General features: G+C 29.6%; 21 protein-coding genes and 1 pseudogene. 15 read left to right on the top strand and 7 right to left on the bottom strand.

Annotated features, from left to right (window positions below):
• Positions 1-75: 75 nt before the first annotated feature.
• Positions 76-1,023 (bottom strand): annotated as a pseudogene (locus tag SPD90_RS08065) (trans-sulfuration enzyme family protein); the annotation flags it as partial.
• A 12-nt stretch (positions 1,024-1,035) separates the two neighbouring features.
• Entirely contained in the window at positions 1,036-1,269 is a 234-nt protein-coding gene (locus SPD90_RS15225) for a hypothetical protein (RefSeq protein ID WP_331680541.1), read from the bottom strand.
• Positions 1,270-1,423: 154 nt separating this feature from the next.
• Here SPD90_RS15225 and SPD90_RS08060 point away from each other — a divergent pair, with 154 nt between their 5' ends.
• The 6 genes from SPD90_RS08060 to SPD90_RS08035 all read left to right on the top strand — a co-directional run bounded on the left by SPD90_RS08060 (position 1,424) and on the right by SPD90_RS08035 (position 7,154).
• Entirely contained in the window at positions 1,424-1,798 is a 375-nt protein-coding gene (locus SPD90_RS08060) for a GntR family transcriptional regulator (RefSeq protein ID WP_320924882.1), read from the top strand.
• Entirely contained in the window at positions 1,791-2,489 is a 699-nt protein-coding gene (locus SPD90_RS08055; RefSeq protein ID WP_290692045.1) for an ABC transporter ATP-binding protein, read from the top strand. Before SPD90_RS08060 ends, SPD90_RS08055 begins: the two co-directional genes overlap by 8 nt.
• Positions 2,483-3,307, top strand: coding sequence for a hypothetical protein (locus SPD90_RS08050; RefSeq protein ID WP_320924881.1), 825 nt, complete (start codon positions 2,483-2,485; stop codon positions 3,305-3,307). Before SPD90_RS08055 ends, SPD90_RS08050 begins: the two co-directional genes overlap by 7 nt.
• Before the next feature lie 159 nt (positions 3,308-3,466).
• A complete protein-coding gene (locus SPD90_RS08045; RefSeq protein ID WP_320924880.1) occupies positions 3,467-5,707 on the top strand; it encodes a DUF3553 domain-containing protein in 2,241 nt (746 codons plus the stop codon).
• A gap of 69 nt (positions 5,708-5,776) precedes the next feature.
• Positions 5,777-6,541, top strand: a complete 765-nt coding sequence (locus SPD90_RS08040) for a patatin-like phospholipase family protein (protein ID WP_320924879.1) — start codon at positions 5,777-5,779, stop codon at positions 6,539-6,541.
• Positions 6,542-6,629: 88 nt separating this feature from the next.
• Complete coding sequence (locus tag SPD90_RS08035; protein WP_320624451.1) at positions 6,630-7,154, top strand: peptidylprolyl isomerase; 525 nt, start codon at positions 6,630-6,632, stop codon at positions 7,152-7,154.
• 224 nt (positions 7,155-7,378) lie between these two features.
• Here SPD90_RS08035 and SPD90_RS08030 read toward each other — a convergent pair whose 3' ends face one another.
• Together SPD90_RS08030 and SPD90_RS08025 are read right to left on the bottom strand one after the other, a co-directional pair.
• Positions 7,379-8,974, bottom strand: coding sequence for a putative manganese-dependent inorganic diphosphatase (locus tag SPD90_RS08030; protein ID WP_320624446.1), 1,596 nt, complete (start codon positions 8,972-8,974; stop codon positions 7,379-7,381).
• A gap of 358 nt (positions 8,975-9,332) precedes the next feature.
• Positions 9,333-9,677: a hypothetical protein gene (locus tag SPD90_RS08025; RefSeq protein WP_320624447.1), complete on the bottom strand. Its 345-nt coding sequence runs from the start codon at positions 9,675-9,677 to the stop codon at positions 9,333-9,335.
• Positions 9,678-10,048: 371 nt separating this feature from the next.
• Between SPD90_RS08025 and SPD90_RS08020 the strand changes: the two genes are divergently transcribed.
• Positions 10,049-11,128, top strand: coding sequence for an RICIN domain-containing protein (locus SPD90_RS08020; RefSeq protein ID WP_320924878.1), 1,080 nt, complete (start codon positions 10,049-10,051; stop codon positions 11,126-11,128).
• Between the two features lie 129 nt (positions 11,129-11,257).
• On the opposite strand, the gene SPD90_RS08015 is transcribed toward SPD90_RS08020, so the two are convergent.
• Together SPD90_RS08015 and SPD90_RS08010 are read right to left on the bottom strand one after the other, a co-directional pair.
• On the bottom strand, positions 11,258-12,424 hold the full coding sequence (locus tag SPD90_RS08015; protein ID WP_320924877.1) for a DUF5050 domain-containing protein: 1,167 nt from the start codon (positions 12,422-12,424) through the stop codon (positions 11,258-11,260).
• 214 nt (positions 12,425-12,638) lie between these two features.
• Positions 12,639-12,890: a hypothetical protein gene (locus tag SPD90_RS08010; RefSeq protein WP_290686917.1), complete on the bottom strand. Its 252-nt coding sequence runs from the start codon at positions 12,888-12,890 to the stop codon at positions 12,639-12,641.
• 86 nt (positions 12,891-12,976) lie between these two features.
• Between SPD90_RS08010 and SPD90_RS08005 the strand changes: the two genes are divergently transcribed.
• The 8 genes from SPD90_RS08005 (at position 12,977) to SPD90_RS07970 (ending at position 19,575) form a co-directional block, all read left to right on the top strand.
• Positions 12,977-13,702, top strand: a complete 726-nt coding sequence (locus SPD90_RS08005; RefSeq protein WP_320924876.1) for a YkgJ family cysteine cluster protein — start codon at positions 12,977-12,979, stop codon at positions 13,700-13,702.
• Between the two features lie 50 nt (positions 13,703-13,752).
• Positions 13,753-14,664: an MBL fold metallo-hydrolase gene (locus SPD90_RS08000; protein ID WP_320924875.1), complete on the top strand. Its 912-nt coding sequence runs from the start codon at positions 13,753-13,755 to the stop codon at positions 14,662-14,664.
• A gap of 52 nt (positions 14,665-14,716) precedes the next feature.
• The gene (locus SPD90_RS07995; protein WP_320924874.1) at positions 14,717-15,517 is read left to right on the top strand and encodes a GTP pyrophosphokinase; all 801 of its coding nucleotides are present in this window, start codon (positions 14,717-14,719) and stop codon (positions 15,515-15,517) included.
• A 77-nt stretch (positions 15,518-15,594) separates the two neighbouring features.
• Positions 15,595-16,293 (top strand): metallophosphoesterase, encoded by a 699-nt coding sequence (locus SPD90_RS07990; RefSeq protein ID WP_320924873.1) that lies wholly within the window; start codon positions 15,595-15,597, stop codon positions 16,291-16,293.
• A 131-nt stretch (positions 16,294-16,424) separates the two neighbouring features.
• Positions 16,425-17,090: a hypothetical protein gene (locus SPD90_RS07985; protein WP_320627354.1), complete on the top strand. Its 666-nt coding sequence runs from the start codon at positions 16,425-16,427 to the stop codon at positions 17,088-17,090.
• Positions 17,091-17,260: 170 nt separating this feature from the next.
• Positions 17,261-17,818 (top strand): 5' nucleotidase, NT5C type, encoded by a 558-nt coding sequence (locus SPD90_RS07980; RefSeq protein WP_320627353.1) that lies wholly within the window; start codon positions 17,261-17,263, stop codon positions 17,816-17,818.
• Positions 17,819-17,851: 33 nt separating this feature from the next.
• Positions 17,852-18,337 carry a hypothetical protein gene (locus tag SPD90_RS07975; RefSeq protein ID WP_320627352.1) on the top strand — a complete coding sequence of 162 codons (486 nt, stop codon included), beginning with the start codon at positions 17,852-17,854 and terminating at the stop codon, positions 18,335-18,337.
• A 251-nt stretch (positions 18,338-18,588) separates the two neighbouring features.
• Positions 18,589-19,575, top strand: a complete 987-nt coding sequence (locus SPD90_RS07970; protein ID WP_320627351.1) for a hypothetical protein — start codon at positions 18,589-18,591, stop codon at positions 19,573-19,575.
• 474 nt (positions 19,576-20,049) lie between these two features.
• Here the strand turns inward: SPD90_RS07970 and SPD90_RS07965 are convergent.
• Positions 20,050-20,703: class II fructose-bisphosphate aldolase (locus tag SPD90_RS07965; protein ID WP_320924872.1), on the bottom strand; the 654-nt coding region annotated here is incomplete at its 5' end.

Genomic DNA, 20,703 nt, shown 5'->3' with positions numbered 1-20,703 from the left:
TTTTTATGCAAAAATTTAAGGCTGTAGACGAAATTATTTGCCTACAGCCTTTAGTATATAGAAAATTTATGAGAATTAAAGTAAACCTACTTTAGTTAATGCTTGTTCAAGATCTCCGATGATATCTTCAACATCTTCTATTCCGACAGAAAATCTGAAAAATCCGTTTGAGAATTCATCAGGATATAAGTATTGTCTTTCGTCGTCTTCACCTAAGAATACGATTAAGCTTTCGTCATGTCCTAGTGAAACAGCAGAAGTAATCACCTTAAGATAGCTTACAAATTTATTATGAGTGTCGTGATCTGCTTTTAATCCAAATGATAATACGCCACCAAATCCGTTTAGCATTTGTTTTTTAGCAACTTCATGGCCTTTGAAGCTTTCAAGTCCAGGATAAGCTACAAAGCTTACACAATCTAAGTCTTCAAGCCATTTAGCGACTGCTAGGGCATTTTCGTTGTGTTGTCTCATTCTAAGAGGTAGAGTAACTGAACCACGCATGATTAACCATGCATTGAAAGGACTTATAGCGCCTCCTAGATTTACTTGAGATTGTGCACGTATAATATCTAAGTATTTAGTTTTTCCTATTATAGCACCACCCATTGAGTCTCCGTGACCGTTTATGTATTTAGTCAAACTTTCTATAGTGAAGTCAGCTCCTAAATCAATAGGTCTTTGGTTGTATGGTGATGCGAATGTATTATCTACTGAAAGCAATGCACCGTTTTCGTGTGCAATTTTGGCGATTTCTTCTATATCTGAAATCATTAAAGTAGGGTTTCCTGGTGTTTCTATGTGGATTAATTTTGTATTAGGGCGAATTGCCTTTCTAACATTTTCTGGGTCAGTAGTATCCACAAGAGTTGTTTCAACACCGAACTTGTTATTTAATAATTCATTTAATAAACGATATACAGCTATATAAGTAACACTAGAGAATATAACGTGATCTCCTTTTTCTAATAAAGCGAAGAATAAACCTGAAAGTGCTGCAACTCCAGATGCTAGAACTACACAGTCTTCACCATTTTATAAGCTCGCTATTTTTTCTTGTAAATATTGTTGGTTGGAACCACCATTTCTTGTATATAAGTTACCACCTGAACTACTCCAGTTTATATCTGAAGGATCGTAAGGTAATTCATAACTATTTGCCATTGTTATAGGTCTTTTGATAGCACCTGTTTCTGCATCTACATCATTTCCTGTGTGTACTGCTCTTGTTTGAAATCCATATTCTTTTCCATAAGTACGTTTTGCCATGTTTTCACCTCTAAAAATAATAGTTTAATTTCATAGTATGCCTATAGGAAATATATGTCAATAATTATTTGATTAATTTTTAAATAACTTGACAAATATAAAAATTGATTGTACTATTGTACTATAGTATTAATACAGTAAAGGAGGTGTTAATATGGAATGGCAGATTGATAATAATAAACCTGTTTATATACAGCTTGTTGAGCAATTGAAGATGAAGATAATTTCAGGGGAAATCGAGTTAGATTCTAAATTAGATTCTGTCAGAAACCTAGCTGCAGAGGCTATGGTAAATCCAAATACTATGCAAAAGGCACTAGCAGAATTAGAGAGACAGGGCTTTGTATATTCTAAGAGAACAAGTGGAAGATTTGTAACAGATGACAAAGCTTTGATAGATAGAGAACGAAAAAATTTAGTAAAGGAAAGCGTGAAATCATCCTTAGAAACTCTGATAAATTTAGGATATACAGATGAAGAAATAATGAGATTAATTGAAGAAATTTTAAAGGAGGGTAAACATGAGTAATATAGTGGAATTTAAAAATGTTTACAAGAAATACGGTAAACTAGAAGCTTTAAAAGGAATCGATATCGAGATTCCTAGGGGAAAAATAGTCGGACTTTTAGGTCCAAATGGAAGCGGAAAGACAACTATGATAAAGATGATGAATGGATTACTTACTGCTACTGAAGGGGAAGTACTTATAAACGGTATGAAGCCTGGAGTAGAAACTAAAAAAATAGTTTCATATCTACCAGAAAAGACTTACTTAAATGAATGGATGAAGGTCAAGGATATAATAGAGTTTTTCAAGGATTTTTATCCTGATTTTGACGAAATGAGAGCTCTTCAAATGCTAAAAAGTCTAGATATCGATGAAAATAGAAAATTAAAAACTCTATCAAAGGGTACAAAAGAAAAGGTTCAGTTGATTTTAGTTATGGCTAGAAATGCTGATTTATATATACTAGACGAACCTATAGGCGGTGTCGATCCAGCGGCCAGAAGCTTTATATTAGACACTATACTTAAAAACTTCAACGAGAATTCTACTTTATTGATTGCAACTCATTTGATAAGTGAGATAGAAAATATATGTGATGAGGTTATATTTTTAGCTTATGGGGAGGTCGTTTTACAAGGGGATGTAGACGAAATAAGAGCTGAAAAACAAAAATCAATAGATGCTATTTTTAGGGAGGAATTTAGATGCTAGGAAAATTAATGAAATACGAAATTAGATCTTGTGGAAGAATATTTTTTCCATTTTATATAATTGTATTGGTATTTTCTATATTAGGTGGATTATTTATAAATTTTGACAATGGCATACATGATTTCACATTTGTATATTTAATAGGTATGTTAGCAGCATTTGCTTTGTTTGTAGCTGCCATTGTGTTGACTATAGTTCTTATAGTTCAAAGATTTAACAAGAGTCTTTTAGGTGATGAAGGATATTTGATGTTTACGCTGCCAGTTAGCAAGGAATCTTTAGTATTATCTAAGTTTTTAACTTCATTGATATTTATAATATTAACTGTGATAGTTTCTTTTGTTTCTATTACTTTAGTTTCTGTTATGGTTAGCTATAAGGTCGATGAAGTTTTAGATATGGGTTATTTATTTAGAAGTGTGAAAGACGTATTTTCACAAAATATAGGAGCTATGGCTTTCTATAGCTTGAATTATATAGCTGATTATTCAACATTTATATTTACAATATATTTAGCAAGTGCAATATGTCATTTAAATGTATTTTCTAAGTATAAAGTATTATCAGCTTTTGGCTCATTCATAATTTTATCTTTGATTCAATCAGGGATAGGAGGAGCAATTGCTTTACTTGTTACTGATGATAAAGCTATAGCTATAAGTGAAAATATGTCAAGCTTTGATATAGGTGGAACTTTTAATGCAGTATTTTCAATTGGAACTTATGATATTATAATATTTATAGCAAATGTAGCAATTGCAGTAGCTTTGTTCTTTGCTACAACTACTTTATTAAATAAGAAGCTTAATTTAGAATAAAAAATAGAGATTAGATTAAAAAATATACCTTTTGATAATAGTCTTAAGTTATTATCAGAAGAGTATATTTTTTTTGTAAACATCTTTCATTTATTTATTAGATAGTCTAAAATATGTCTATACTCTAAATAATATATTTATTAGAAACGGAGGAAAATCATGATTTTAGATACAATTGAGATGCTGAATCCTGCCCAAAGGGAAGCCGTTGAACAGACAGAAGGACCGATACTAATTCTGGCTGGTGCAGGTTCAGGAAAAACTAGAGTTCTAACTACTAGAATAGGATATCTTATGGAAGTAAAAAAGGTAAAGGCTGAAAATATTTTGGCGATAACCTTTACTAATAAAGCAGCAAATGAGATGAGAGAAAGGGTAGATGAAACTCTAAAGGACGAAGATACTAGTGCGATGTGGATAACTACATTCCACTCTTGCTGTGTAAGAATACTTAGAAAAGCAATAAACAAAATCGGCTACAACAGAAGCTTCGTTATATACGATAGTGCAGACCAAATTACTCTTATCAAGGACTGTATGAGAGAGTTAAATTACAGCGAAAAGGCTATAGAACCTAAATATGTGATTAGCGTAATATCAAATGCAAAGGATAAGCTTATAAGTCCTAAGCAATTTAGAGAGATACATAAGGGTGATTTTTCGAAAATGAAAATCGCCGATATCTATGCACTTTATCAGGATCGTTTAAAGAGAAATAGTGCACTTGATTTCGATGATTTAATAGCAAAGACTGTAGAACTATTTAAAGAGCATGAAGACGTTTTAGAATTTTACAGAAATAGATTTAGATATATAATGGTGGATGAGTACCAAGATACGAGTAGAGCTCAATATGAGCTTATTAAAATGCTTGCTAAGGGACATCAGAATATATGCGTAGTTGGTGACGACGACCAAAGTATATACGGTTGGAGAGGCGCAGATATTAGAAATATACTTGAATTTGAGAAGGACTATGACAACGTACATGTAATAAAATTAGAGCAAAACTACAGATCTACTCAAATTATACTAGATGCGGCAAATTTACTAATTCAAAACAACATAGAAAGAAAGAGAAAGAAGCTTTGGAGTGAAAAGAAGGAAGGAGAATTGATAAAAATTCAACTTGCCGAGGATGAAGTAAGTGAAGCTGAATTTATCGCAAATACTATTGCTACTATGGTTAGGGCAGAAGGTAGAGAATATAGAGATTTTGCTGTTTTATATAGAGCAAATGCACAAGCTAGACCTGTGGAGGATGCTTTAAATAGAAGTCAAATTCCATATAACATATACGGCGGTACTAAGTTCTATGAAAGAAAAGAAATAAAGGATATGGTAGCGTATTTAAGAGTAATACAAAACCCACAGGATGATATATCTCTAAAAAGAATTATAAACGTTCCTAGAAGAGGTATAGGCCTTAGAACTATAGAAAAAATAGAAGATAGAGCCAGCTTAAAGGAAGAAAGCTTATATTCAGTGCTAATAGATATAGACGGAAATTCAGATATATCTAGAAAGGCAAAAGCGAGCATAAACGGCTTTGTAGATATGATGTCTACATTTAGAAGCTTAAAGGAAATATATCCTGCAAGCAAGATGATTGAAAAGGTCATGGATATTACAGGATATTTAGATGAATTAGAAAAGGATAAGAGTGAAGAATCACAGGACAGAATAGAAAACCTAAAGGAATTTATATCTGTAGCTATGGAGTTCGAAAGTAAAAATGAAGATACTAGCTTAGAATCATTTTTAACTAATGTAGCGCTGACATCAGAGCCTAGCGATGAGGAAGAGCATGCAGATAGAGTTTCCTTAATGACTATACATTCAGCCAAAGGTCTAGAGTTTCCAGTAGTATTTTTAAGTGGTATGGAGGAAAAATTATTCCCTATAGCAAGAGCCATATCATCTATGCAGGATACTCAAATTGAAGAGGAAAGAAGGCTTTGCTACGTTGGTATAACTAGAGCTAAGGAAGAGCTATTTATGACTATGACAAACAAGAGAACTTTATACGGTAGAACTAATCATTCTGTTGCATCTAGATTTATAGAAGAGCTTCCAGAAGATAGAGTGGAAAGACTAAATAAGGTTCAAAAAGAAGTTTCATATTCGAAGGCTAGCTACAACATGCTTGATAAATACACTAAAAAATACATGAATAGTGTGAATAAAGCACAGATGGCTAAAAAAGCAAATGCCACAATAAAGCAAAAAACAGATGTAGTAGATGTAGATAACATAAAATTAGGAAGCAAGGTTCATCATCCAAAATTTGGAACAGGCACAGTAGTTGCTCTAAAGGGATCAGATGTAACTATAGCTTTTGATAATCAAGGAATTAAGACTATAAATAAAGAATACACTACGATAGATTTAATTAAATAGATATGTTTGTAAGGGATGATTAAAATAGCTTTATCATCCCTTAAATTTATGAAATAAGGAGTGATAAAAATGAGTATCGGAGTTTGCCTTCCAGGTGGAGGATCAAAAGGAGCATTTCAAGCAGGAGTGTTGGAATCGCTATATGATAGGGGTATAAAAAAATACGATTCATACGCGTGTACATCTATAGGTGCAATCAATGGCTACTACTTATACACAGAAAATGTGGATAAAATGAAAAATATGTGGATAACTAATCAAAAATTAGCCGGAAAACGATTCAAATCTGTTGATAACATTATAGATAACAGCGAAGATTTAGATCCATTATACGAACTAAAAGACAATAATATACAAAATAATTCGAAATTTTATGTGAATTATCTACAAGTAAGGGAAAAAAACGGCAAAGAAATGATTGTGGATATATCAAAATTTGACCACAAAACTAGAGTTGATTACATAAAATACAGCTGTTCTTTACCCTATCATCAAGAAGAGAGGCTGTTTTCAGCTGGGGAGCTACGAGAATATATCGAAGCAGGAAAATTTGATGGGTTTAATCTAGATGGAGGCATGGCACGAAATACATATATAGATCCATTAATTGAGGATAATGTGGATAAAATATTAATAATATCCACAAGACATAATTTCAAATTGCCAGATAGAGTTGAGGAAAAAATAGATAACAGCAAAGTTATTATAATCTCACCAGAAACTCAAATAGACAATAAACAAATGCTAAATTTCTCAAAGGAAATCTGCTCAAAGCTTTATGAAGAGGGATATAAAATAGGACAAAACGTTGATTTAAGCTTATTAGAAAAATAAACGCTATTTGTCAAAATTAGGATTTATTTTTAGATAAAATGGTATATAATAAAATATGAAAACTCAAAAAAGAAAGGAAAGAATCGATATGGAAAATAAAAACCCTATAGTTACTATAGAAATGGAAAATGGAGACAAAATGGTAGCAGAATTATACCCACATATAGCTCCTAACACAGTAAACAACTTTATAAGCTTAGTAAAAAGCGGATTTTATGATGGAATAATATTCCATAGAGTTATAAAAGGATTTATGATACAAGGTGGATGCCCTAATGGAAACGGTATGGGTGGCCCAGGATACTCTATAGCTGGAGAATTCTCAAGCAATGGATTCACAAACAATTTAAAACACGAAAAAGGTGTATTATCAATGGCTAGAACTATGCAACCAAACAGTGCAGGTTCTCAATTCTTTATAATGCATCAAAGAGCTCCTCATCTAGACGGAGAATACGCTGCATTTGGTAGAGTAATAGAAGGATTAGATGTTGTTGATAAAATAGCTTCAGTTAAAGTAAATAGAATGGATAAACCACTTGAAGACCAAAGAATAAAAGCTATGACAGTAGAAACTTTCGGAGTTGAATATCCAGAAGTTGAAAAAATGTAATTAGTTTGGCAATAAAATACTATTTACATTTGTATAAACATCATTTAAAATAGTTTAAGAAGTCTTAAAAACACAAAAAATATACACCTGAGTGACAAGGCAAAATATAAACTGTAGATATTAAGAGAAGTTATTGTGAATTAGTAAATTTGCAATAGCTTTTCTTGCTTTTTTGGAAAAATAAAACCCATCCTCAATTTTTATGAGAACAGGCTTTTATTAAATTACATATTTTTTACAGCATTGGTTAATTTTGGTACTAATTGTTTCTTTCTAGAAACTACACCGTCAGCAAATACACCTTGATCTGCATCTACACCGAATGCTTCAGCTATTACTGAATCATTAGCTTTGTATAGTAAGTAAGAACCTTCTTTGATTATATCAGTTATAGCTAATACTAACATATCGTATTCAGTAGAATTTATATATGATAAGTATTCATCTTTTTTATTTAATATAGAATCTATATCTAAAGTCATAACTTGTCCTATACCAACTTTGTTTCCACTCATATTGAATTCTTTGAAGTCCATGTTAACTATTTCTTCTATAGAGTATTCGTCTAAAGAAGTACCAGCTTTGAACATATCCATTCCATAAGCTTCGTAGTCAACACCTGCTATTTTAGCTAATTCTAAAACAGCTTCTTTATCTAATTCAGTAGTAGTTGGTGATTTGAATATTAATGTATCTGATAATATTGCAGATAATAATAATCCAGCTATGTGTTTAGGAACTTCTACTTTGTTTTCTTTGTATAAATTGTATATAATAGTTGAACAGCATCCAACTGGAGAAACCTTAACTGATATTGGTAAATCAGTAGATATACCACCTATTTTGTGGTGGTCGATTATTTCAACTATATTAGCTTGTTCTATACCATCTGCACTTTGAGCAAATTCGTTGTGGTCAACTAATATAACATTTTTCTTAGATGGACTTAATAAATGTTTTCTAGAAACTAATCCTAAGAATTTACCTTCATCGTCAACAACTGGATAAGCTCTGAAGTTTGTGCTAAGCATAGTTTCTTTTACATCGTCAACGTAGTCGTTTTCGTTGAATAAAACTAAATTATCTCTTGTTATGATGTCTTCTATTTCTGCACATTGATTTATTAAGTTTGAAGCAGTGTATGTATCAACATCAACAGATATAACTGTAACGTTGTTAGCTTTTGCAAGTGCAGTTAATTCATCGTTAAGAGTTGTTTTTCCTGTTAATATTAATAATGCAACTTTAGTATCTATAGCGTATTCGATTATATCGTATCTATTACCAACTATAGCTATATCACCTTCATTTAGAAGATTCATTATTTCTTCTATTCCATAAGATAGAGTAGTTACTCTACCATCGAAAGTTTCGTTGCATTTTACCAATACTTCACCTTTTAAGTTATAACAAACATTTTCTAGAGGTATGTTAACTTTTCTAAAATGTTGGTACATTAAGCTTTTAGCTATTTCTACCATAGTGATTATACCTTCGAATTTTCCATCTACTGATACTACTGGTAAAGTTTTAGTTCCTTTTTCTATCATTGTATTATAAGCGTTTAATACTGAATCGCTAGGTTTTAAAGATTTTACTTTGTCGTAGCTTAAATCCTTAACTTGTATTTTTACATCTTCAAGAACTTCAGGAGCTTCAACATTAAAGTAATTTAAAGCATATTGAGCTTCCTTTCTTACTTCTCCTAAAGCATAAGGAGTAGCTTCAACTCCTAATTGATTTTTTAAATATGCTAATGAAATAGCAGAACATATGGAATCTGTATCTGGACTCTTATGTCCAAAAACTAATAAACTCATATAAATAACTCCTTTCAACTATCTAAAAAATAATCAAAATATATTCTTTTTAAATGAGGATTGAACCAATCCATAAAGATATATTAATTAATAAATTTATTATAACAAATAGGAAACAATATTTGACCATATAAAAAAAATAATGTATAAATTAAGTTTGATATTTGTTATAGAAATCTATTTAGTATTATACAATAAATAAGCATATTAATATAGATAGTATGACAATTATAAATTTAAATCGTATTATAAAATAAAATTATAGAATTTTCGGAAAATATTGACTAAAAACAAAAAAGATGCTATATTTTAAGTAATACATTTTTACACGGGGGCCTATTAAGGCCCCCAATTTATTTTAAAAATCTTTTATTTCTACTTTAGAAAGTATTACTTTTTCGTATTGATTTTTTATAGAGAGAATATGCTTAGATAAATCTAATTCAAAGTTTGCAAATGCAGAGAAAAGGTCTATATCTCTCATTAGATGAACTGTTATAGTTTCCATATTTTTATTTATTCTAAGTAATATAGATCTTACATATGGAAATTGAATCCTAGAGTTAAAAAAGCTAGACTCTCCTATCTCTATATCTAAGCATCTATAATTTACATCTACATATATATCTAAATCATCATCTTCTTCTCTAATTGTTCTATATTCAAAATCACAATCTAAATTTATCTTACCTATTTTAATCATAAATTCCTCCAAGTTTATATCTAATAATATTTAAATTAACATATAAAGATAAGTTTTATCAAGTATGCTAAGTATTATAAGTAGAACTATTTAAGTAAGTTGTATTAAAAAATAAGAGCTTTCATTTGGGGGAATGAAAGCTCAATTAAATTGGGGGAGATTGAGTTAAATATTTAAATTACACTAGTATTATTGGTCAAATTTATAAATTATATACAAATAAAATAAAAAAATTTGAAAAAAGATAAAACTTACAATGTTGACATAAATTGTTATTTAATATATTATAAAAGTAACAAAAAAGTTACAAAATTTACAAAGACAGAAAATAATTGTAACAAATTTATATAAAATCGGGAGGAATCGGAAAAGTGAAAGATATAGTGAAGAGGCTTGTGTGTACGATATTAATAGCTTGTACTATAGTTTGTCAGGTTGCAGTTCCAACTACAGTTGATGCATATACAGCATCGAGTATTTCAACAGGATCATATCGTATAAAAAATGTATATAGTGGAAAATATTTAAATGTTTCAGGTAGCAGAAGTAGCAACGGAACAAATGTAAATATATATACTAAGGATGGAACATCAGGACAAACATTTAAAATAAGCAAATTATCAGGACAATATTGGTTATCACCAAAATGCGCTTCAACTAAAGTAATCAATGTTAAAGGAAGTAGTGTAGTATCTGGTTCTAATGTAAACATATACTCTAAGGATTCAGATGGCGATGGAACTCAATTATGGATATTACAAAAAGTATCAAAAGGATATGTTATCCGCTCAGCAGGAAATGACAATTGTGTTTTAGCAGCTACTGGAAGTAGTAATGGTTCTAATGTATGTGTTAAAACTTATTCAAGTGGAAGTACTAAACAAATATGGACATTAGAAAAAGTATCAACTACAACAACTGAAGAAAGTACTTCAACAACAACTAATAAAACTGTAAGCCAAATAAAAAGCCAAATAGCTTCTACATATGCAAAGGCTAAGTCAATAGCAGGAAGAAGTAATTTTGCTCATCAATGTTCTTTATATGTTTATTCTCAACTTAGAGCATTAAAGATATACCAAGTACCAGATACATATTGGAATGGTAGTGGATGGTATTATAACTTAAAAGCAAATGCTACAACTAGTACAGGATATGTTCAAAAGAAATATTCTGGAAGAAGCTGTCTTACAAAGATAATAAATGCAAACGGTGGGAAAAATGTATATAACATCGTTGTAAGCTTCCCAAAAAGCTATAGATCTTCAAGCTCTGTAGGACATGTTTTATTTATACATGCGATAATAGATGGAAAAGTATACTATTCTGATAATTATAGATATAACGGAATGCCAGAAGGTAGCGTAATAGTAAAATCAGTAAGTGAATTTACTAATTATTTCGCAAGTAACTACGGTGGAATAAATGGAGCAGTTCATTTCGTAAAATAAAAATATTTTAGATATAAAAGATGTACAATTTAAGATTGTGCATCTTTTTTTACAAAAGAAGAGAGTATATACAATTTGTATATACTCCCTTGCTTAAGTATTAGTGTGACTTTTTTATGTAAAAATTAATTATATTTTGCTTCTAGAAGTTCCGTCTAATTTTATTCTATAAACATTTATAGCTGCACTGTAAGCGCCTTCACTTGTAATTCCCATTTCTAATGACATATAGTATATTCTACTATTTCCTGTACATATTCCAACGTTTGCTAATGTAAGCTTTGTAGATGTATCTGTAGCTTTTCTAAGAGTAGTTCTGTTCTTTCCATTTAAATCCATACGACAAATACTGTTATTAGCGTTTACATAGTAGATTTTACCATTGTATAGATTCATTGAAGTAGTTGTTAAAGAAGTTATTTTAGTTTCATTTTTGCCATCAGCAGTCATTTTATAAACTTCTGTACCATCATAATCTGAAACTATGTAATAAATATATCCTTGATAGTAAATCATTTGATCTATAGAGTATTCTTCGTCATCATAATCTTCGAAATCATCCCAATCAAAATCTTCATCAAAGTCTTCATCAAAATCTATATCTGAATCGTCGTAATCATCATCATAATCTTCATCGTCAAATGTGTAAGTAACTAACTTTTTAAGTGTAGTTCTTGATTTAGTATTTGTGTCTATTTTGTAGATTAATTGATTTTCATATCCTGTTGCAAGTACATACGCATAGTTTCCAGAAATAGATAAAGCATCTATAGTTCTTGTAGTTGTAGTGTAAAGAGTTTTAGTTGTCTTTTTAGATGAAATACTATAGTAGCATAGCTTGTCATAGTCATAAGTTGATTTTATATAGTATATACCACTGTCTTTTACTATAAAAGGACTTTCAACATTACCTATTAATCTAGTTTTTCCAGTACCATCAGTTTTAACTCTGTAGATACCAACACTTTCGCCACTATTGTATGTACCTAAATAATAAACATAGTTTCCAACTACATTTATAGAAGGCATTAAGTAAGCATTATTTGCAATAATTTTTTTAGTAGAACTAGTTCCTTTTATTTTGTAGATATTGTAAGATGTCATAAGAACATTAGTTGGTTTAGATGATCTTACATAATTATAACCACTTTTATAAGCAGCTACTCCACCATTGTTTATATTGGAATTAGAGTTTCCGTATACACTAGCAGCATCTACATTTTGGAATAATCCAGTTGTAGATATCATCATACAAACTACTACTGCAATACTTAGAATTTTTTTAAACGTTTTCATAGTAATTCCTCCTATTGTTTGTTTTTACTAACTTAATATTTATTTTTTATAGACACTTTCTAATATTGTATCACAGTAAATGGATTAATTTGGAAACAAAAAAGAAACAGAATAGTATGAATTGATAACATTTTGTTTTTGCTATAGAAAAATTGTAATTAACTATAGCAAAAACATTAAACTTATGGATTCATATTTTATATTTAGAAATGTACTATCTCTTTGGATTTATAAAAGATGCACCTAAGTATTTTTTTATATCTTCATCAGAAGAAAAATCGTCTAGTAATATCTCTCTATCAGAATCTTCAAGTATTACTAAAACCTCGCAATTTCCTTTTAAAAATGCCTTTCTAACAGTTTCTTCTTTGACTTCTCTTACTTTAGTAAATCCTTTTTTAGTTTTTTCAAAATCCTTAGTAAAATAACTTTCCATCATGTTAATAATTTTAGTATATCTATTCATTTCGTTACCTCCTGATATTTATAGTCAAAAATATGTTATAATAAGTTTTTGTATTAACGAAATAATTATAACAAGAGGAGAATATTATGGCTAGTATAAAAAAATCTCAAATACTAGAAAGTATAGAGTTTTGTGAGCAAAAAGGATACTTTAAGAAATTAAATGATATATATTCTAAGCTGCCAAAGGGCGATTGCAGTGGATGTGGAAATTGCTGTATGGAATCTGTAGGAATAAATTTAATAGAGTTTTTAAATATATACAAGCATTTAATATATAGAGAGGAGCTTAGGAGAGCTTCTATTGATAGAATAATCGATTATTATTTTTTAGAGCTATTAAAGAAGAATTCATGCCCTTTTAAGGATGATAACAATAGATGCTTGATATACGAGGTTAGACCGCTTAATTGTAGGTTATTTGGGCATTGGAAGAAGGATGATTATAATAACAACTTACAGAGAGTAATAAAGCAAAATATGGAATATAAAGATGTTTTGAAAGAGATGTATGGTATAGATATAAGTGAAGATGTTCTTAATTTTTCTATAAAATACTGTGAAAAGTTTAAGCCGGAGTTAGATTATTTATCTAAGCAAAGTAGGCTGAGTTTTTCTGATGAAGTAATGAGTTTGGATTCTAGGATTTTAGGTAGCGGACTTATCGATATTGATTATAGAGATAGAGGAATAGTTGAGTATTTTATAGAGTATCTGATGGATTCTGATTTTGCGTATAAGATAAAAATTAGGTTAACTAAAGAGAATAATAGAAAAGTAGTAGATAGAATCAAAAAAATTTACATGTTATAATAGGAAAAGAGCCTTAAAAAGACTGAAATTTTACAAGGAGTGTAGTTTTTATGAAATTACAAGAGGTTTTTGGAAATACATATTTTGTAAAGGGTGGAACTAATACAGGTGTGTATTTATTTGAAAATAACGATGCATTGTTAATAGACCCTGGACTTAGCGGTCTAAGACCTAAAAAAATGCTCGAGATGTTTGAAAATGAGAAAATAAGATTAAAATATATTATAAATACGCATGAGCATGAGGATCACTACGGCGGATGTGCTCAGTTAAAATCTAACAATGGAGACATTGAGATTTTTGCTTCAGATGATGCAAAGTTATTTATAGAAAGACCAGAGCTATTTTCGAATTTTATTTTAGGTGGAAGAAGCAATAAATTTCTTATTGCAAAGCTTTCACATAGAAAAAACGAAAGAGTACTGATTGATAAAACGATAAGTGAAGGTAATCTAAATATAGCAGGAGAAGATTTTGAGGTTATTAGCTTAAAGGGACATACTCCTGGAAGTTTAGGAATACTAACGAAGGACAGAGTTTTATTCGCAGGAGATTTGTTGATAGGTGAAGAAACCTTAAGTAAATACGACTTTTTATTTTTACAGGATGTAAATGAATATTTAAATTCTCTAAATACGGTTCAATTATTGGATTTTGATTATTTAGTATTAGCTCACGGCAAATATGTTTTAGATAAGCATGATGCGATTATTTCGATAAGAAAACATCGAGAAGCTGTACATAAATATCTAAATCAGATAAGAGAAAATATTAAAACTCCTATGAATATAGAAGTTTTACTTAAGAAAATAATAAAAGAAAATAATTTAACCTACAATTATAAAGAATACTACTTCTTTAGAACATCATTAGTATCTTTTATTAGCTATTTAGCAGATTTAGATGAAATAGATTATGAATTAAAGGATTCAGATTTGCTTTACTATACAAAAACAAAATAAATTATGGTAAAATAGTTTTGATTGTTAAATTATTGGACGAAGGGTGAATAATATGAATTACGAAAAATGGGATGAAATATTAGCTCCTTACCAGCATGCAGTTGAAGAACTTAAAGTAAAATTTAAAAATATAAGAAAAGAATTTTTAACTAAGGGTGAGTATTCTCCTATTGAATTTGTTACGGGGAGAACTAAAAAGATTTCTTCTATAATATCTAAAGCAAATAGATTAGATGTCAATGATATAGAAGGGAATATAGATGATATCGCTGGCATAAGAATTATGTGCCAGTTTGTTGAAGATATATATACTATTGTAGACTTAATCAAAAATAGAACAGATATGACTGTTATAAATGAAAAGGACTATATCACTAATTTCAAGGAAAGTGGATATAGAAGCTATCATTTAATAATAAAATATCCTATAAATTCAATTGCAGGGTCAAAGGAGATACATTGTGAAATACAAATAAGAACTCTTGCTATGAATTTCTGGGCGACTATTGAGCATTCTCTAAAATATAAGTACGAGCATTATATACCAGAAAATGTTGCATTGAGACTTAGAAAAGCAGCAGATGCGGCGTTTTTATTAGATGAAGAAATGAGTGAAATAAGAGAGGATATAATGAAGGCTCAAGTAATGTATCAAGCGAAGTCTGTTACATTAAAGGATGTGCTTAAGAAGATACAAGAGCTTTATAATCTAGGAGAGATAAGCAGTGCTCTTAAATATCAAAGACGATTGGACAAGATAGATAGTGAGAGAGATATAGATGAAATAGTTGCTTTAAAGGAAGAAATAGATTATATTTTAGAAGATTTTAAAACGCATAGAATAGAAAAATAACAGGAGGGGGCTGTCTTAAATTTTGAGACAGCTTTTAAATTATAAAAAGCTTTATTTTTATGAAAGGAGATCGATTTATGAGTTTATATGCAATAGGCGATTTGCATTTTTCTACGGAAAATCCTAAACCTATGAATATATTTGGCGATAACTGGGATAATCACGAAGAAAAGATAATTACAAATTGGAGAGAAGTAGTCGGCGATGAGGACACAGTATTAGTTCTTGGAGATACTTCTTGGGCTATGAATTTACAAGAGGCAAAGGCTGATTTAGATATAGTTAAGGCGCTTCCAGGCAAGAAAATTTTTATAAAAGGAAACCACGACTATTGGTGGGCTTCACTTTCTAAGGTAAACGCCATGTATCAAGATGAGGATATGAATTTTATACAAAATGGTTACTTTACATACAAGGATTACGCTATATGTGGAAGTAGAGGTTGGCTTTGTCCAAATGAAGTTAAGTTTGATGAAAATGATATGAAGATATATAAAAGAGAGGTTTTGAGATTAGAAATGTCTATAAAAGCAGCTGTAAATGCTGGACATCAAAATCTAATAGCTATAACTCATTATCCACCTACAAATGATGAGCTAGAGGATTCAGAATTTACTAAGCTATATGAAAAGTACGGCGTGAAAAAAGTGATATACGGTCATTTGCATGGCAAAGAATCATTTGATATGGGACTTAAAGGGATTAGAAATGGAATAGAATATATTCTTGCATCTAGTGATTATCTAGATTTTAAATTAGTTAAGGTATTGGATTAATAAAAATTTAAAAATAATGGATTAATATTAATAAAAATTGTAAATACTAAAATATGCATTGTATTATTTTAAGTTTAATTTTGAAAATGGGAACTTAATATATTTGTAACGATAGACAAGGAGAAGAGTTTATGAGATGGATATTAGTATTTATAATTTTGTATTTGATACCTTTGACGATACTTTTTAAGAATTATAAGAAATTTAGTAGAGCTTGTATTTATGGTTGTATGTATGTCGTTTTGGCGACGACTTTAGTTATAAGTAATATGTATATAAGCGGTCTTAAGAGACTTGAACAAGATATAGAGAGCTCTTTTGTTATGAATTGCAATAATTCCAATTTATCTTTAGATACAAGAGAAGATGATTTATTAAAGATAAAGCATTTTAAAAGAGATGTCAGGGATATAGAGGATATTGCTTTAAATCCAATAAAGGAATGCGTATCCTGTACCAAAGATATACAAACATATCTAAAGGACTTAGACCGTGTAAAGAAAAAAGTAGAAAAGGCTATGTATATGTGTGAAAGAGTCATCGAGATTTACGATGATATGGAGGTTCCTCAACTATCACAAGAGCAAGATACCGAGGTTTTAAAGGAATGTTTACAATGTGTAAAGGAAGCATACGAGATGAAATATAAAGCAGTAGAACAAGTGAGTTTAATACTAAATGAAAAAAATACTAGCTATATACCAAAAGTAAAACAATATATAAATAACTCAGATCAAAAATTAAATCAATATAAGAGTAAAATTTCTAATTTAGAGAAAAAAATCGAAAATAGTTAAAAATAAAAAATTTGAACATCGATAACTATAAAGGTTTGACGATGTTCAATTTTTTTATCCGAATTTATTACAAATTAATAAAATTTTTTTAAAGTATGGAGATATATGTTTTTTTGAATTATACTAAAGTATATGGTATAATGAATTCTTAGAAAAATAGGAGATAAAATATGAAAAATTTAAATATATGTATTGATATTGATGGAACAGTTACTAGTCCATATCACTATATGCCTTACTTAAACAGTATTTACAATAGAAATCTAACTGAAGAAGATTTCACGACTGTGTTTTGGGCAGAGCTATATGGAGATACTTTAGAAGGCATGTTAGACAAACTTCATTCAAATTATTTAAATTCTTATTCAGAAGCAAAGGTTGTTGAAGGAGCTAAGGAAGTAATTGATGAACTATATAAAGAGAATAATTTATCTTTTGTAACAGCAAGAAGTGCTGATTTAGAAGAAATAACGAGAAATTGGCTCAAAAAACAACAACTATCTCATGTACCTCTTTATTTACTTGGAACAGATAAAAAACTTGATAAGGCAAAAGAGCTAAAGTGTGATATATTTATAGAAGACCATCCAAAAAATGCTTTACATCTTGCAGAAGGTGGTATAAAAGTAATATTAATTGATTGTAACTACAATAAAAATGTAGAGCATGAAAATATTATTAGAGTTTCTTGCTGGAAAGAAATAAAAGGTGTTATTGATAAACTATAATTAAGTTAGCTTACTCAAAGGAGGCGAAGTTTAATGATAGAATTAAAATTAAAAAATCGAAAAGGTAGCTTTCACGTAAATAGTAAAGAGGTAAAAGACATTCTTGCAGAACGTCAAGATATTGGTTATTTACAAGATATATCTAATTCAATAAATCAAGAAAACATAATGGTTTTTGATTGTGAATTATCAGAAAAAGTATTTTCTAGAGCAGAAATACTTGAAGCTATTGAAGAATTAGGAGAATCAGTTGACGAGTCATTCTTTGAAATTATGTTTGATGATGTTAGACGTTTCTTAAAGGACACAACAGATGAAATAGAAGCAGAACTTCAAGATGTTTATAGCATGGATAATATAAAATGTTATTTTGAAGTATATAATATAAATGAAGAATTTACTGATTTTAAATTTGTATTTTTAGTAAGCTTTGAAGATATTAAAATCGCTTCTTTAAAAAATCTTGCCAAAATTGTTTCTAAGAGACAATTAATAGGTGCGTCTAAATTCTATAGCTAGACAATTGATAAATTTATTAGATTTAAATCTATAGTTTTTTAATAGTGGCTATAGTTTATAGATTTTGTAAATATGAGAAAATAAAATTGCGGGCCTTTAATTTGTAGTAATTAAAATTTATAATTATTACAAATTAGAGGCTCGCTTTTTTGTAAAGCATTTTTATATAAATTTTTTGATTTATGTTTAATTATGTAAAAAAATGTTATAATTTATAATAATTTTATTTTTTTTTAAGGTGGTAAATAATTATGAGAAAATTTTTAACTGGGAACGAATCTGTTGCTAGAGGGATTTACGAGGCAGGAGTAGATGTCGTATGTGCATATCCTTCTATTTTGAAGACGAGCTTATTTGCATCGATAAAGGATTTTAAAAGTGACCTAGAAGTAGAGATGTCTATAAGTGAAAATGTAAATATAGAGCAGGCTATAAGAATTTCTAATACTGGAAAGAAAACTCTGACATTCTGTAGCACGATGGATTCTAATTTATTAAATATAGGCACAAAAACTGAGGGCGGATTAGTAGTTGTATTAACTGATGATTCAGGGATGGTTTCAAAGGAGGGTATAAACGACAATAGAGAAAAAGCAAAATCATCTAATCTACTAGTTATGGAGCCGGGCTCTAGTAGGGACACAAAAAATATGCTTATAAAAGCATTTGAAATTAGCAAAACCTATAAAATGCCTGTCCTTTTTAGAATTACAGCTAGAGTTGGGTGTTCTTCAGGTATAGTTGTGTGTGAGGATCCAAAGGCTTCCAATGTTCAGCAGATGGAAATGAGCATAAAGGATAAGATAGAAGCTTGTAGAAATATTTCAGAGGCTGATGATTTAAATAAAATTGAGCATAATAGCGACAAAGTAGGATTTATCTGTTCGGGAATATGCACTTTCTACACAAAAGAAGTGCTTGCCGAGACAGTTTCTTATTTAGACTTAAAGGTAGTAAATCCTATACCAGAGGAAAAGGTGATAGAGTTTGCTACTAGTGTAGATAAATTATATGTTGTAGAGGAAAATAATCCTTATATAGAAAATCACTTAAGGGAATGGGATATTGAGTGTATAGGAAAAGATTTATTTGATGAAGAGGGAGAATTTTCTGCTAGCGTAGTAAGAAAATCAATTTTTGGAAAACACTTAAATCATGTTAAATCAGAGAAGGAATTAGTTATTTCTGAGGAGCCTTTTGTGGATTTAGAGTATATATTGAGTTTATATAATATTTAATATTGAAGAGAGTGTTGTAGAATAGGATTTCCTCTATTTTTCAACACTCTTTTTATTTAAAATATTTTGTGATAATTTACTTCATTAAATAAGTTCCTCTTTATTATTTTTTATAAAATTTGGCAACTAATTTTCTACTAGTTCCATAAACATCAATCCATACAGCATCATCTGAAACCTTTTTATTATTTTCATACCATCCTTCAAATTCATATCCATCTATTGGATAAGCGTAATAGCTTTGTTGCCATTCACCAGTTTTTTTAGTTCATGTTCTTTCATTTTACCTTTCCACCTTTTTATAATTATTTGTTTTAAAAGTATTTATAAATAATCTTTCTTATATTTTAATATTATTTTATAGTATGTGTATAATTTTTTATCTAAATTAAAAAGGAAGTATATACAAAATAGATTTTACTCTATTTTGTATTACTTCCTTTATACGCTTGCTTTATTTTTAACTTTTTATAATTAAGCTTGTCCTATAGAACCGAATAATTCCATTTTTTCTTTAACACAAACTTTTATAGCTTCAAATCCTGGAGCTAATAATTTACGAGGGTCATATCCTTTACCTTGTTGGTCTTTTCCTTCTTCGATGTATTTTCTAGTTGCATCAGCGAATACTAATTGGCATTCAGTGTTAACATTTATTTTAGCAACACCTAGAGATATAGCTTCTTTTATCATTTCATCAGGTATACCACTACCACCGTGTAATACTAATGGCATATCTCCTGTAGCTTCATTTATTTTTCCTAAAACTTCAAAGTTTAATCCAGCCCAGTTTGCAGGGTATTTACCATGTATATTACCTATACCAGCAGCTAAGAAGTCTATTCCTAAATCAGCTATTTGTTTACATTCAGCTGGATCAGCAACTTCACCGCTTCCTACAACACCGTCTTCTTCTCCACCTATAGCACCAACTTCAGCTTCAACTGATATTCCTTTAGAATGAGCTAATTCAACTATTTCTTTAGTTTTTTCTATATTTTCTTCGATTGGATAATGAGATCCGTCGAACATTACTGAAGAGAATCCAGCAGCTATAGTTTTTTTAGCACCTTCATAAGAACCGTGATCTAAGTGAAGAGCAACTGGAACAGTTATGTTTAATTCTTC

It is taken from the genome of Intestinibacter sp. (assembly GCF_034113885.1).
Taxonomy (GTDB): domain Bacteria; phylum Bacillota; class Clostridia; order Peptostreptococcales; family Peptostreptococcaceae; genus Intestinibacter.
The sequence above is the reverse complement of the archived record's forward strand: the minus strand, read 5'-3'. Positions and strand labels throughout refer to the sequence as shown.

Bases quoted from the DNA above. Each gene is read 5' to 3' on its own strand.
- SPD90_RS15225 (WP_331680541.1), bottom strand. From the start codon at position 1,269: ATGGCAAAACGTACTTATGGAAAAGAATATGGATTTCAAACAAGAGCA.
- SPD90_RS08060 (WP_320924882.1), top strand. From the start codon at position 1,424: ATGGAATGGCAGATTGATAATAATAAACCTGTTTATATACAGCTTGTT.
- SPD90_RS08055 (WP_290692045.1), top strand. From the start codon at position 1,791: ATGAGTAATATAGTGGAATTTAAAAATGTTTACAAGAAATACGGTAAA.
- SPD90_RS08050 (WP_320924881.1), top strand. From the start codon at position 2,483: ATGCTAGGAAAATTAATGAAATACGAAATTAGATCTTGTGGAAGAATA.
- SPD90_RS08045 (WP_320924880.1), top strand. From the start codon at position 3,467: ATGATTTTAGATACAATTGAGATGCTGAATCCTGCCCAAAGGGAAGCC.
- SPD90_RS08040 (WP_320924879.1), top strand. From the start codon at position 5,777: ATGAGTATCGGAGTTTGCCTTCCAGGTGGAGGATCAAAAGGAGCATTT.
- SPD90_RS08035 (WP_320624451.1), top strand. From the start codon at position 6,630: ATGGAAAATAAAAACCCTATAGTTACTATAGAAATGGAAAATGGAGAC.
- SPD90_RS08030 (WP_320624446.1), bottom strand. From the start codon at position 8,974: ATGAGTTTATTAGTTTTTGGACATAAGAGTCCAGATACAGATTCCATA.
- SPD90_RS08025 (WP_320624447.1), bottom strand. From the start codon at position 9,677: ATGATTAAAATAGGTAAGATAAATTTAGATTGTGATTTTGAATATAGA.
- SPD90_RS08015 (WP_320924877.1), bottom strand. From the start codon at position 12,424: ATGAAAACGTTTAAAAAAATTCTAAGTATTGCAGTAGTAGTTTGTATG.
- SPD90_RS08010 (WP_290686917.1), bottom strand. From the start codon at position 12,890: ATGAATAGATATACTAAAATTATTAACATGATGGAAAGTTATTTTACT.
- SPD90_RS08005 (WP_320924876.1), top strand. From the start codon at position 12,977: ATGGCTAGTATAAAAAAATCTCAAATACTAGAAAGTATAGAGTTTTGT.
- SPD90_RS08000 (WP_320924875.1), top strand. From the start codon at position 13,753: ATGAAATTACAAGAGGTTTTTGGAAATACATATTTTGTAAAGGGTGGA.
- SPD90_RS07995 (WP_320924874.1), top strand. From the start codon at position 14,717: ATGAATTACGAAAAATGGGATGAAATATTAGCTCCTTACCAGCATGCA.
- SPD90_RS07990 (WP_320924873.1), top strand. From the start codon at position 15,595: ATGAGTTTATATGCAATAGGCGATTTGCATTTTTCTACGGAAAATCCT.
- SPD90_RS07985 (WP_320627354.1), top strand. From the start codon at position 16,425: ATGAGATGGATATTAGTATTTATAATTTTGTATTTGATACCTTTGACG.
- SPD90_RS07980 (WP_320627353.1), top strand. From the start codon at position 17,261: ATGAAAAATTTAAATATATGTATTGATATTGATGGAACAGTTACTAGT.
- SPD90_RS07975 (WP_320627352.1), top strand. From the start codon at position 17,852: ATGATAGAATTAAAATTAAAAAATCGAAAAGGTAGCTTTCACGTAAAT.
- SPD90_RS07970 (WP_320627351.1), top strand. From the start codon at position 18,589: ATGAGAAAATTTTTAACTGGGAACGAATCTGTTGCTAGAGGGATTTAC.